The organism is Neohoeflea coraliihabitans (assembly GCF_019334345.1).
GTDB classification, from domain to species: domain Bacteria; phylum Pseudomonadota; class Alphaproteobacteria; order Rhizobiales; family Rhizobiaceae; genus Pseudohoeflea; species Pseudohoeflea coraliihabitans.
The window spans coordinates 272,564-285,649 of record NZ_JAHWQX010000004.1; the positions used below are offsets into that span (position 1 = coordinate 272,564).

Here is a 13,086-nt window from a genome sequence, read left to right on the forward strand (position 1 = left end):
AAACGGGGACATGCACGAATTGGCCTTTAAGCCCCTGAAAGCCGGGCCGGGGAGGGCCTTTGCAACCGCGCCGCGGCGCTTCGTCCCGCGCCGTCGCGCACGACCGGGGAAAAGAAATTAATTCTTGCTGTTATCTCTTGACAGGAATCGGCACACCAGGCGCCTCCGCGAGGAACGGCAAGCGGCCGCCGGAAGCTCTCATTCCGCGCGCAGCAAATCCGCCAGGCGCGTGTCATTGTCGCGCAACAATGCGACCAGCGCCGGTTCATCGATCTGGGAAAGCGCCTCGTCCAGCCGCGCCCAGCGTGTCTCGCGCATGTGCATTTCCGGCCAGCTCTCCTTTTCCTCGCGCAGCACCAGCAGATAGACATCGACCATGCACCGCACGTCGCGGCGTCCCGGCCGCACCTTGTGATAGGGGAAGCTGCCGATCAGCGGTCCGCTTTCGCTGGCAATGACCCCGGCCTCTTCCCGGGCCTCGCGCGCCGCCGCCATGGCGCCGTCCTCACCGTCTTCGACCCAGCCTTTCGGCAGGATCCAGCGTCCGGCGTTGCGGCTGGTGATCAGCAGGATCTCCGCACCATTGCCGTTTCGGCGCCACACCAGGGCTGCGGCTTGCCGGCCGGCGGCTCGGCGCGCGTGTTTGCGCCGCCGCGGACCCGCAGGCGGGCGGAACGGCTGCAACAGATTGCGCAATTGATTGACAACACTCATGGACGACTCACTGACGACTCACTGCCTGTTTCGGTCGCCGAATCTGGCATTGCCGCGCGCGGAATCAAGCCTTTATCGGAAAACGGGACAAACAGCCGCGCAGCCCATCGCTGCGCTCAGCCGCCGTGCCCCTTGGTGATCGGCTCCTGATAGGCAAAACCCAGATCCCAGGGAAAATAGATCCAGGTGTCCTGGCTGACCTCGGTGACGAAGGTATCGACCAGCGGCCGGCCCTTCGGCTTGGCATAGACCGTGCCGAAATGCCCTTTCGGCAGCATGGCGCGGACAATGGCCGCCGTCTTGCCGGTATCGGTCAGATCATCGACGATCAGCACGCCGTTGCCTTCCGTCTCCATGATGTCGGGCGAGATCTCCTTGAGAATCTGCATGTCCCCTTGCGAGGTGTAGTCGTGATAGGAGGCGACGCTCACCGTATCGATGCGCCTGATATTGAGTTCGCGGGCCACGATCGCCGCCGGCACGAGGCCGCCACGGGTGATGCAGACGATGGTGTCCCAGCTCTGGCCGGTGCCACTCAGCCGCCAGGACAGCGCCCGCGCATCGCGGTGAAACTGGTCCCAGGAGACGGGAAAGGCTTTTTCGGGCAGCGACATGGCAGGCACTCCGTTGCAGCGGAACGTGCCGCCGGTCAGATCATGTCTCCGATTATCGGCTGCACGGCGGCAAGTGCAAGCCGTGTGCGCCCTTGTTCTGGGGATATTTTGCCGGCTGTGCGGCGCTTCTGCCTCAGCGCGACAACAGCGTTGCCACTGGAACCGCATCCATCACCGAATGCGTGACGCCGCCGAACAGCCAGTCGCGCAGCCGCGGATGCGCATAGGCGCCCATCACCAGAAGATCGACGCCATGCGCCTTCACCCGGTCGCTGATCACCTGCGACACGCCGCGCTCGCCCCGGCCGACCGTCTCGATCTGCACATTGACGCCGTGCCGCGCCAGGCTCGCGGCCAGATCGGCGCCCGGTGTCGGCCGGTCGATATCGGCCAGCCGCTCGGCATCGACGATCAGCACGATCACCTCCTCGGCTGCGGTGAGAAACGGCAGCGCATCCTTGACCGCCCGCGCCGCCTCGCGCGAGCCGTCCCAGGCGATCAGCACCCGCCGCAAGGGGGCCGCGAAACGGCCATCCTCGCCAAGCACCAGCACCGGCGCGCCGCCCTCGAACAGCAGCGTGTGAAAATTGATGTCCGGGCGGTCTCCGCTCTCATCGCGCGCCTGCCGCGCCACCACCAGATCGGCGATGCGCGCCGAGCCAAGCGCCGAGGTGGCGCTGTCGCCGCCCGCCGTGCGCACCGCACGCCATTCATGCGAGATGCCGCCGCGTTCGCAGACCGCGCGGAATTCGGCCTCGACAGCCGCCATCCGGTCATCGGATTGCTGATACAGGGCCGACAGCGTCGCCACATCCGGCACATCGACCGGCGCCGACAGAATGACGAATTGCGACGGCTCACCATGGCTGCCGATCAGGTGCATCGCTGCGCCGGCCGGTGTTTGCGCGGCAGCCGCCACCACCGGCTCGACATCGGCCGGGCAGGCGAAGACGGCGAGGATGGTCTTGAAGCTCATGGCATGTCCTCCTTGTGGCCGGCGGACCGACGAGACCGCAATGGCAGATATCGGTCCGGCTGCCCCTCAGTCTGCGCCTGGAGCACCCCGCTTGTCACCCCTGACAGCCGCTGCCGCGTCATCCTGCCTCCTCAGGCGCTCAATGAGCGCCGCGACGGCCGTGCCTGCCGCCTCGACGGCTGCCGCTTCGCGGCCGCGCACGATGATCTCGTTTGCATAACCGGTGTCGGTCAGGCGCGGATAGGAGCCGATCGACACCGCCGCATGCGCCTTGCTGAGGTCCGCCAGCGCCGCGCCAATATCACCTTCGGCAAGCGGGCAGGGATAGGTCCGCGAGATCAGCGGGCGGCCGCCTTCAAGCTCCGGCAGGACATTGTCCAGCATGGCCGAAAACACCTGCGGCACGCCGGCCATGACGAACACATTGCCAATGACAAAGCCCGGCGCCACCGAAACCGGGTTGTCGATCAGCCGCGCCCCGAGCGGCATGCGCGCCATGCGCTGGCGCGCCGATGTGAATTCGACCCCGCGCCGCGCATAATGCTCGCCGAGCCTTTGCATCGCCTCCGCATCGTGCTGGCAGGGCACACCGAAGGCTGCGGCGACGGCATCGGCGGTGATGTCATCATGGGTCGGACCGATGCCGCCCGAGGTGAAGACGTAATCATGGCTGGCGCGCAGCGCGTTCAGAGCCGCAACGATGGCGGACTGCGTATCGGCGACAATCCGCGCCTCGCACAGATCGATGCCGCGCAGGGTCAGCAGTTCGGCGAGATGACCGATATTCCTGTCCTTGGTGCGCCCCGACAAAAGCTCATCGCCAATCGCAAGCGCTGCGGCGGTAACGCGGTCCGGCTCGGGCATCTGGCAACCTCTCTCCGATCATGGCCATCCGCAAGGCGCCGGGCAGAGGGCCGCGATGCGGGCGCAATGCTGACATGAAGCAAGAAACCGGCCGAACTCAAGAGGCAGAGCATCATTTTCCACGGTGCACCGGCAAGGCCGCCTTCCATGCCCCGGCGCGACCCTGTGCCAGCCTGCCGCAATTGAATAAAATGAATGCACATTCTTGCGGAACTGATGGCGCCGCCGCGGACTTTCCCAAAGGCGCCGGTGGTCTGCGACACTCCTTGTCGCCGGCGTGTCACGGAGAGCGGCTCGTGTTTCGGCACGGGCCGCTTTTCTGTGATCCGGACCGGCCTCGGCCTTGATCGCGCGCCCGGCCTCGGCTACCGCTTTAGTCTCGCGGACGTGGTGGAACTGGTAGACACAAGGGACTTAAAATCCCTCGGCCTCTGGCTATACGGGTTCGAGTCCCGTCGTCCGCACCAGCCTGCCGCCGCGCGGGTGACGGCCTGCCGGACCGAGCCAGCCCCAAAGATTCTTTATCCGTCCGGAGACACAAGACCCCGGGACGTCCGGATCGGCCGCAAAGACAAAACGACGCTGAAGCCGAGAAAACCATCGTTCGCCCCCGGGCTCGTCCCGCCGGCGAACCGGCGGGACTGGCTGCCGGGGGACGGATCAGCCACACGGGAGCTGACCCCTTCAGCAAATTCAACCGCGATGGCGCTAGCTGAACGCGTCTGACTTGCTGAAGTCGGCAGTTCGGACTGCCGGCAGACCTCATTCGAAGCATCTGTCGGACAGCAAACGTCAAATCGATCGTGGAAAGAGCTTTCTTTTCATGTCGAATCGCAAGGTTAGACAATGAAGTGTCACGAAATTTTCGGTACTTTGCTTATTGCAATCAGCCAAGTCAAATATAAAAATCATCGTAGTTATGTCCCGTTCTGCTGATTTCCCTATATTTATTATATCCTAAACTATTCATATTGGGGCAGGTGCCGCTGCATTTCCGTGGGTACCGCACATTCGCATTTGCAATTGGCATTCAGTTCCGGTGTGTTGCAGCAGCGCGGGAACGCGATTATCACCATCAGGGCGGGGGCCGCATGTGCGGCCGTTATCGGGAGAGACACAGTGAAGACGACAGTAAGGACGGTCACGGCGGCTCTTTTCGCGGCCGCGCTCATCAGCCAGGCGGCCTTCGCCGAGACGAAGGCCGGCCTGCTTCTCCCGAAATCCGGCAATTATGCCGCCCTGGGCGAGGAGATCGACGCCGGTGTCGTTCTTGCGCTGGAAGAGGCCGGGATGGCCGATGACATCCGGCTGGTGCGCGAGGACAGCGAAGCCAAACCACCGGTCGGTCTCGCCAAGACCCGCAAACTGGTCCTGCAGGACAACGTCGATGTGCTGATCGGCATCGTCTCCTCCGCGGTTCTGGGCGCCGTGCGCAACTTCGTCGACGGCGCCGGCGTTCCCCTGATCGTCGCCAATGCCGGCAATGTCGATGCCACGGGCAAGGATTGTTCGGCCTCCATTTTCCGCGTGTCCTTCTCGAACGCGCAGCTCAACCGCCCGATGGGAACGTGGATGGCCGGGCAGGGGATCGGCAAGGTCTACACGCTGGCACCGGATTATGCTGCCGGCCACCAGATGATCGAGGCGTTCATAAGCGCGTTCGAAGCCGCCGGCGGCGAGGTCATCGGATCCGAGTTCACGCCGTTCGGCAAGACCCAGGATTTCGGCCCGTGGCTGTCGAAGGTGGGCGCTTCCGAAGCCGATGCGCTGTATGTGTTTTACGCTGGCGGCGAAGCCAACTCCTTCCTCAGCCAATACCGCGCCTTTGGCATGGGCGAGACTGTTCCTCTTTATGGTCCGGGCTTCATCACCTCGCCGCTGCAGACCGCGGCTCAGGGCGAGGCGGCGGTCGGCATACGCTCGGCGCTGCATTACATTCCCAGCCTCGACACCCCCGAGAACAACAGCTTTATCGCGGCCTTTACCGCCCGCTTCAAACGCCAGCCATCGGAATATGCGGTACAGGGCTATGACGCCGCACGCGTTCTCATCGAGGCGATCAGGGTCGGTGCCAGCGGGCGGGCCGAAATTGCCGCTGCGCTTCCCGGCGTGCGCTATACCGGACCGCGCGGGCCGCTGCAGATTGACCCGGCAACCCACAACATCATTCAGAACATCTATATTTATGAAACGGTGATGAGTGATGAGGGGATCACGCAGAAGCTGCTCGACACGGTCGAAAACGTCAGGGATGCTGCCAACGGCTGCGATTTGCGCTAGGACCGTGCCAGCCGGCGCGGCGTGAGTGCGCGCCTTCGGCGGCCATAGGGCACCAGGGCCGGCCGCAACACAATCCCGGGGAGTGGCATGTCTGGCGCTGAATTCTGGATCGTGCAGGCGCTGAACGGGCTGCAACTGTCGATGTTGCTGTTTCTGCTGTCGGTCGGGCTGACGGTGATTTTCGGCCTGATGCATTTCGTCAATCTCGCGCACGGCGCCCTGTATATGCTCGGCGCCTATTTCGGCGTGGCGATGGTTTCAGCCACCGGTCAGTTCTGGCTGGCGCTGATCGTCGCGCCGATCGGGGTCATGGCGGTCGGCATGGGGCTGTATCAGGCGCTGATCCGTCACATGCGCCGGCAGGGGCCGATGAACCAGGTGCTGGTGACGTTCGGCCTGATCTTCGTTCTCGTCGATCTGGTGCGCATCCTCTGGGGCAATGTCGGGCTCGGCATCAGCGTGCCGGAGCTGCTGCACGGACCGGTGCAGCTTTTTGGCATCAGCTACCCGGCCTACCGCCTGTTCATCATTCTGCTCGGCCTGGCCGTCATGCTGGCGCTCGGTCTCGTGCTCACGCGCACTGCCATCGGCGCCATGCTGCGCGCCAGTGTCGAGAATGCCGCCATGGCCGCGACGATGGGCATCAATGTCGAGCGCCTGCTGCTTTGGGTGTTCGCGCTCGGCTGTGCTCTGGCGGGGCTTGCCGGGGTAATTGCCGCGCCGGTCTTTTCAGCCACGCCGTCAATGGCCACCGATATTCTCATCCCGACGCTGATCGTCGTCGTTGTCGGCGGCCTCGGCAGCCTCCGCGGCGCCGTGCTCGGCTCGCTCACTGTCGGCTTTGTGCAGACATTCGGCGCCGTTCTGGTGCCGGGTCTCGCCTCGCTGCTCATTTACGCGCTCCTTGCCGCCATCCTGATTTTGCGGCCGCAAGGCCTGCTGCCGGCAAGGCAATAGGATGATGTTTTATCAAACCCGCGCGAAGAACCTGACCGTCCTGCTGGTCCTTGGCGGACTGGCCCTCTACGCCGTTTACGGCGGCTATTTCGCCCGCGAGATCGTCGTCGAGATCGCCCTTCTGGCCATGCTCGCCATCGCTCTTGACCTCGTCGCCGGCTATGGCGGCATGATCTCGCTGTGCCACGGCGCCCTGTTTGGTATCGGCGCCTATCTGTTTGGCGGATTGACGGCGCTGGTCGGCACGCCCGTGTGGTTGGCAACGCTTGCCGCACTTGCCGGCACGGCGCTGTTCGGCTGGGCGGTCGGCGCGGTGACCGCCGGCATCGGCGGCATTTTCTTCATCATGGCGACGCTCGCCTTTGGCCAGATGGCCTATGTCATCGTTTTCGAATGGCGGGCGCTGGGCGGCGATGACGGACTGGCCGGCATCCCCCGCACTGACCTTGCCGGCATCGGTCTTGACACCGGAGACTCGCTCACCTTCGCGCTGCTCTCGCTCGCCGCGCTGGCATTGAGTTACACGATCGCCGCAATCGCGCTGCGCTCGTCCTTCGGGCGCACGCTGACCGGCATCCATGCCAATGAGGAGCGCATGCGGGCCCTAGGTCTCAATGTCCGGCGTCACAAGGCGGCCGCCTTTGCCTTGTCAGCCGCCATTGCCGGGGCCGCCGGCTTGCTCGCAGCGCAGCATACTCAATACATATCTCCGGAATATCTCGTCTGGACGGTCTCCGGCGAAGCGCTGATCGTCGTCATCCTCGGCGGCATCGGCACCCTCGCCGGACCGCTGGTCGGGGCTGTTGTTTTCGTCGCTCTCGAGCATGTCGTGGCGCGCTTTACCGATTACTGGCATCTGGTTATCGGCATTTTGCTGATCGCCGCGGTGATGGCCGGAGGGCGCGGCCTGTACGGCGAGATCGAGCGGCTTCTGGCGCCGGGGCCGGGGACAGGCAAGGGAGGCGATGGTGCTTGAGGTCCGCGATCTGTCGAAAAAATTCGGCGGGCTGGAGGTCAGCCGGGGCGTCTCGCTCGATGTCGCGCCTGGCGAGCGGCGGGTCCTGCTCGGCCCGAACGGCGCTGGCAAGACGACACTGTTCAATCTCATCGCCGGCACGCTGAAACCTGATTGCGGCACCATCCGCCTTGACGGCAGCGACATCACCGGCATGACCGTCAATCAGCGCGCCCGCCGTGGCCTGGCCCGCAGCTTTCAGAAGAACAATCTGTTCGAGGGCCTGTCCGTGCGGGACAATCTGGCGCTCGCCGTGGCCACGGGCGAGGGACGTACCGGGTCGCTTCTTGCCTGCGCCCATGACAGCGCCGCGACCCTGACACAGCTTGCGGAAATTGCCGCACAGGTGGGCCTGAGCGCGCATCTCGACTGGCCGGTCGCCCACTGTTCCTATGGGGTCCGACGCCAGCTCGAGATCGGACTGGCCCTGGCGACGCGGCCACGCCTTCTCCTCCTCGATGAGCCGACCTCCGGTATCGGTCCCGAGGGTGTCGCGGCTTTCAACGCCCTGATCGCCAGCCTGCCGCGCCATCTGGCGATGATCATCATCGAGCATGATCTCGATCTGGCCTTTAGCATCGCTGATAGGATCTCGGTCCTCAGCGAGGGCGTCGTGGTGTTTGAGGGTACGCCTGAAACGACCCGCCACAGCCGCCAGGTGCGGGAACTCTATCTCGGGGCGTTCGATGACTGAGCGCGGCTCGAAACCCGAGACCCCCGACCTGCTCGAGATCAAGGGACTCGAAGCCGGATATGGTGAAACCAGGGTCCTGCATGGCGTTGATCTGAGCATCGCCAGAGGCACCTTTCACGCGGTGCTCGGGCGCAATGGCGCCGGCAAGTCGACCCTGCTGAAGACCATTGTCGGCCTGCTGCCGCCCTCCGCCGGCGAGATCCGTTTTGCCGGCCAGTCGATTGCCGGCCAGTCGATTGCCGCCATTGAAGCCTTCCGCATTGCCCGCCGCGGCATCGCCTATGTGCCGGAAACGCGCGATGTTTTCGGCGCCCTCAGCGTGCGCGAAAACCTCGCTCTGGCCGCCCGCCTGGCCTATGCGCGCGGACCGTGGAACACCGAGCGCGTGTTCAGGCTCTTCCCGCAGCTTGCGCGGCGCGCCGACAATGGCGGCAGCCAGCTCTCGGGCGGTGAACAGCAGATCCTGGCGATCGCGCGCGCCCTGGTGATGAACCCGCGCCTGCTGATCCTCGACGAGCCGACCGAGGGCCTGGCGCCCATCCTCGTTGGCGAAATCTTCGAGCGCCTCGGCGATTTGCGCGGTGACGGCATGACGATGGTGCTGGTCGAACAGAATCTGCCCTTTGCTGCCCGGCTTGCCGATACCGCCAGCATCCTGGGCCGCGGCCGCTGCGTCTGGAGCGGCCCGGCCGCGCAATTGAGCGCGGATGCAAAGCTGCAGGAAAGATGGCTCGGCATCTGAGCCGGACGTCCTGGCGAGGGGTCAGGCGCGCCAGAACAGCGGTGAGAACAGCACCAGCATGACCAGGATCTCGAGACGGCCCATCAGCATCAAAACGGAGAGGATGATCTTGGCCGGATTGTTCAGGATCGCGAAATTGCCGGCCGGCCCGATCAGATCGCCCAGCCCCGGACCGAGATTGGCCACCGCCGTCAGCGAGCCCGATGTCGCCGTGACGAAATCGAGCCCGGTGGCGGCCAGCGCGATGGAGCCGATCGCCCACAGGGCGAGGAACGACGAGAGGAACAGGAACACGGCGCGCACCATCTCCGCATCCAGCGGCATCGAGCCATAGCGGATGTTCTGCACCCCGTGCGGATAGATCAGGCGGCGGATGCCGGCGCGGATCACCGACTGCACGATCACCACGCGATAGATCTTGATGCCGCCGGAGGTCGAGCCGGAACACCCGCCGAGAAAGGTCAGGAAGAACACCAGCACGAAGATGAACGGCCCCCATTGCGAGTAATCGCCGCTCGCATAGCCGGTCGTCGTCACCACGGACACCATGTTGAAGGCGGCCAGCGTGATCGCCTCGGAAAAGGTCTCGCCATTGGCCAGGCGCAGATAGACGGTGGCCGACAGCACAGCCGAGGCCATGATCACCCCATAGGCGAGGATCTGCGGATCCTTCAGCGCATCGAGACGCCCGCGTGCCGCAAACAGGATGAGCACCGAATAGGGCAGGCCCGACACCGCCATGAAGACGGTAGCCGTCCACAACAGCGGCAGCGAATCGAAGGCGCCGAAGGAGGCGTCGCGCGTCGAGAAACCGGCGGTCGCCACCGTCGTCATCGCATGGTTGATGGCATCGAAGGTGCCCATCCCGAAAGTGCCGTACAACACGGCGCACACCGCCGTCAGCCCGAAATAGATGGCAAAGAACGCCTGCACGAAGACGGTAAAGCGGGCGAACGGCTTTTCCGATGTGTCCGACGATTCCATCTTGAAATAGGAAAAGCCGCCAATGCGCAGGAAGGGCAGCATCAAGAGCCCGAGCGCGACAATGCCGATGCCGCCGATCCATTGCAGCAGCGAGCGCCACATCAGGATGCCCGGCGCGATGTGATCAAGCCCGCTGATCACCGTCGAGCCGGTCGTGGTCACCGCTGACACGCTTTCAAACAGCGAATCCACGATGCCGATATCCACCGAGGACAGGTAGAACGGCACCGCCCCGGCAATCGCCAGCGTCACCCACAGCAGATTGACGACCAGGAAGCCGAGCCGCTTGGAAAACGGCGCCGGGTTGCCGCGCGTCGACAGGGCCGCCGCCATGCTGATGCCGCCGATGAAGAAGGCGGAGAAGGAAAAGGCCTTCCAGTCTTCATTGACATAATAGAGATCGACCATCGCCGGGATCAGCATGGCCGTGGCAAGGTAGAGCCCGAAGATGGCAGCGATGAAGATCGCCGATCGAAATGTCTGGCCGTTCACGCCATACCCCGTGGTCCACCGCGCTGCCGCTCCCGCCATTGGCTTTCCGCGACGCTCATGCAATAGACCGGTCATGCACAAAACTCAATCACCTGCCGAGTTCCGCACAAGGGTCGACGAGGCCCTGACCCCGATGCGTGCCCTGTTCCCGGCAACGCCGCTGCAGCTCAATGACCATCTTTCCTCGCGCTACAACGCCCGCGTCTGGCTCAAGCGCGAGGATCTGACGCCGGTGCGCTCCTACAAGATCCGCGGCGCCTTCAATTTCCTGCGCAAGGTCATCGACAGCGCCGGCGCCGCGGCGCCGCGTTTTGTCTGCGCCTCGGCCGGGAACCATGCCCAGGGATTTGCCTTCGCATGCCGGCATTTCGCCTGCCCGGGCGTGGTCTTCATGCCGGTGACCACGCCGCAGCAGAAGATCGACAAGACGCGGCTGTTCGGCGGCGAGTACATCGAGATCCGCCTGGTCGGCGATATTTTCGACACCTGCTACGCGGCGGCGCGCGACTATGCCGTCGACAGCGCCGCGATGATGGTGCCGCCATTCGACCATGCCGACATCGTCGAAGGTCAGGCCACCGTCGCCGCTGAAATCCTTGACCAGTTGCCCGAGGGTGAAGAGGCCGAGCTGATCGTCCTGCCGGTCGGCGGCGGCGGACTGTCGGCGGGCGTGACGGCCTATCTCGACGGGCTGCAGGCCGAAGACAGCTTCGTGTTCGTCGAACCGCAGGGGGCCCCCAGCCTGGCGGCCAGCCTCGAGGCGGGCGCCCGTACGAAGCTGGCGCAGATCGACAATTTTGTCGACGGGGCCGCCGTGGCCGAGATCGGTGCGCTCAATTTCGAGATGCTGCGCCATTTCGACCGCGCCCAGACCCTGACGGTCGCCGAGAACGCCATCTGCATGACCATCACCGAAATGCTCAACACCGAGGGCATCGTTCTCGAACCGGCCGGCGCCCTGGCTCTTTCGGCGCTGGAGGTGATGGCGCCCGAGCGTCTGGCCGGCAAGTCGATCATCCTGGTGGTCTCGGGGGGCAATTTCGATTTCGACCGCTTGCCCGACGTCAAGGAACGCGCCATGCGCCACGCCGGGCTGAAGAAGTACTTCATCCTGCGCATGGCCCAGCGTCCCGGCGCCTTGCGCGATTTCCTCGAACTGCTGGGTCCGGAAGACGATATTTCGCGTTTCGAGTACTTGAAGAAGTCGGCGCGCAATTTCGGCTCGATCCTTATCGGCATCGAAACCCGCAAGGCCGAGAATTTCATCCGCCTGCGCTCAGCCTTCGATGACGCCGGGCTGAATTACCAGGACATCACCGACAACGACATCCTGTCCAACCTGATCATCTAGACCGCTGTTTCGACATTGAACAGGCGGCCGCCTTCGGTCATCACGACGGTCAGCAGCGACAATGAGCCAAAGCCGAAGAACGCGCTGGCCAGCGGTCCGATCGTGCCGTCGAACATCTGCCCGACAATCGCTCCGAGCACCGCGCCGCCCGTGAAGGTCAGCGTGCCGATGACCGATGAGGCGGTGCCGGCGATATGGCCGAGCGGTTCCATGGCGATCGAATTGAAGTTGCCGGCCACCAGCCCGAAGCTGGCCATGGCAATGGCGAGCAGGATGTAGGCCAGCGGGAAGGGCGGCGTGCCGAACAGGCTGGCAACGAACAGACCGGCCGCCGCCAAGACGAACGTGACCATTGCCCCGTGCGACATTCGCCGCATGCCCACCGTGCGCACCACCCGGCCATTGACGAAGCTTGCCGCCGCCATGCCGACCGCCGAGCCGGCAAAGGCCAGCGCAAACCAGTCGCCGAGCCCGTAAATGAGATCGAAGATCTGCTGCACCGAGACGATCATCGAGAACAGGGCGCCGAACATCAGCGTCGATGCCACCGAATAGCCGGCCGCAACGCGGTTGGTGGCGATCTCGACGGTGGCAGCGGCAACCGTGGCAAAGCTCAATGGCCGGCGGTCGGCGGGATCCAGCGTTTCCGCCAGCCGCGACATGGTCCACAGCGCAAGGCCAGCCGAAATGACACCGAGGAAGGTGAAGATGAAATGCCACTCGGCAAGCGTCATGATCATCTGGCCGACTGCCGGAGCGAAGATCGGCACGATCATGAAGGTGGTGAAGATGTAGCTCATCACGCGCGCCATGTCGCGGCCGAGAAAACAGTCGCGGATCACCGCCGACGTCGTCACCCGCACCCCGGCCGCGCCGATCGCCTGACCCATGCGTGCCGCCAGCAGCATTTCGAAACTCGGCGCAAAACTGGCGGCCAGGGAGGCACCGGCGTAAAACAGCAGGCTGCCGACCATCAGCGCCTTGCGGCCGTAGCGGTCGGCCAGCGGGCCGAACAGCAATTGCACCAGCCCGAACGTGATCGTGAACACAACGATCACCAGCTGCTGATCATTGGCATCCGCCAGACGGTAGTCTGTGCCGATCTCCGGCAGGGCCGGCAGGATGATGTCGATCGAGAAAGCCACGATCGAGGTCAGCATCGCCATGATTGCGATGAACTCACCGAATCCGCTGATCCGGCCCGGATAGGGCGTTGCGGCCGAACCCGGCGCCTGCGCCGCCATTGCAGAGGAGGCAGCGGGGGAAGACCGCCCGGCCGGAGGATGCGCTTTGCTCATTCGATGTCCTTTTGAAACCCGCACCAACACACGGCTGCCGGTGCCCCTGCGAGCACACCGCGGCGACGACCCGTCGGGCGGCATTTACTAGCATCATACATCTAA

At 64.3% G+C, this 13,086-nt stretch carries 12 protein-coding genes and 1 tRNA gene; 7 read left to right on the forward strand and 6 right to left on the reverse strand.

Translation table 11 applies throughout. From position 1 onward, the window contains the following. Positions 1-198 precede the first annotated feature (198 nt). From KY465_RS16155 to KY465_RS16170, 4 genes are all read right to left on the reverse strand, one after another. Positions 199-714, reverse strand: a complete 516-nt coding sequence (locus tag KY465_RS16155; protein WP_219203128.1) for an NUDIX hydrolase — start codon at positions 712-714, stop codon at positions 199-201. Positions 715-830: 116 nt separating this feature from the next. Continuing rightward, the gene (gene gpt / locus KY465_RS16160) at positions 831-1,328 is read right to left on the reverse strand and encodes a xanthine phosphoribosyltransferase (protein ID WP_219203129.1); all 498 of its coding nucleotides are present in this window, start codon (positions 1,326-1,328) and stop codon (positions 831-833) included. A gap of 133 nt (positions 1,329-1,461) precedes the next feature. Next, a complete protein-coding gene (locus KY465_RS16165) occupies positions 1,462-2,304 on the reverse strand; it encodes a universal stress protein (protein ID WP_219203130.1) in 843 nt (280 codons plus the stop codon). Between the two features lie 66 nt (positions 2,305-2,370). Next, positions 2,371-3,168 (reverse strand): competence/damage-inducible protein A, encoded by a 798-nt coding sequence (locus KY465_RS16170; protein ID WP_219203131.1) that lies wholly within the window; start codon positions 3,166-3,168, stop codon positions 2,371-2,373. A gap of 381 nt (positions 3,169-3,549) precedes the next feature. On the opposite strand from KY465_RS16170, the gene KY465_RS16175 reads away from it, so the two are divergent. The 6 genes from KY465_RS16175 (at position 3,550) to KY465_RS16200 (ending at position 8,856) form a co-directional block, all read left to right on the forward strand. Then, positions 3,550-3,635: transfer RNA gene (locus KY465_RS16175), tRNA-Leu, on the forward strand. 652 nt (positions 3,636-4,287) lie between these two features. Next, positions 4,288-5,448 carry an ABC transporter substrate-binding protein gene (locus KY465_RS16180; protein WP_219203132.1) on the forward strand — a complete coding sequence of 387 codons (1,161 nt, stop codon included), beginning with the start codon at positions 4,288-4,290 and terminating at the stop codon, positions 5,446-5,448. 87 nt (positions 5,449-5,535) lie between these two features. Continuing rightward, the gene (locus KY465_RS16185; protein WP_219203133.1) at positions 5,536-6,405 is read left to right on the forward strand and encodes a branched-chain amino acid ABC transporter permease; all 870 of its coding nucleotides are present in this window, start codon (positions 5,536-5,538) and stop codon (positions 6,403-6,405) included. Position 6,406: 1 nt separating this feature from the next. Beyond that, positions 6,407-7,381, forward strand: a complete 975-nt coding sequence (locus tag KY465_RS16190; RefSeq protein ID WP_255561752.1) for a branched-chain amino acid ABC transporter permease — start codon at positions 6,407-6,409, stop codon at positions 7,379-7,381. Then, positions 7,371-8,114 (forward strand): ABC transporter ATP-binding protein, encoded by a 744-nt coding sequence (locus tag KY465_RS16195; RefSeq protein WP_255561753.1) that lies wholly within the window; start codon positions 7,371-7,373, stop codon positions 8,112-8,114. Before KY465_RS16190 ends, KY465_RS16195 begins: the two co-directional genes overlap by 11 nt. Beyond that, the gene (locus KY465_RS16200; RefSeq protein ID WP_255561754.1) at positions 8,107-8,856 is read left to right on the forward strand and encodes an ABC transporter ATP-binding protein; all 750 of its coding nucleotides are present in this window, start codon (positions 8,107-8,109) and stop codon (positions 8,854-8,856) included. The genes KY465_RS16195 and KY465_RS16200 overlap by 8 nt, the downstream gene beginning before the upstream one ends. Positions 8,857-8,877: 21 nt before the next feature. Here the strand turns inward: KY465_RS16200 and KY465_RS16205 are convergent, their stop codons facing one another. Then, the gene (locus tag KY465_RS16205; RefSeq protein WP_346432656.1) at positions 8,878-10,332 is read right to left on the reverse strand and encodes a TrkH family potassium uptake protein; all 1,455 of its coding nucleotides are present in this window, start codon (positions 10,330-10,332) and stop codon (positions 8,878-8,880) included. A 73-nt stretch (positions 10,333-10,405) separates the two neighbouring features. On the opposite strand from KY465_RS16205, the gene ilvA reads away from it, so the two are divergent. Beyond that, positions 10,406-11,683, forward strand: a complete 1,278-nt coding sequence (gene ilvA, locus KY465_RS16210; protein ID WP_219203135.1) for a threonine ammonia-lyase IlvA — start codon at positions 10,406-10,408, stop codon at positions 11,681-11,683. Here ilvA and KY465_RS16215 read toward each other — a convergent pair. Next, positions 11,680-12,981, reverse strand: a complete 1,302-nt coding sequence (locus KY465_RS16215) for a multidrug effflux MFS transporter (RefSeq protein ID WP_219203136.1) — start codon at positions 12,979-12,981, stop codon at positions 11,680-11,682. The genes ilvA and KY465_RS16215 overlap by 4 nt on opposite strands. Positions 12,982-13,086 lie beyond the last annotated feature (105 nt).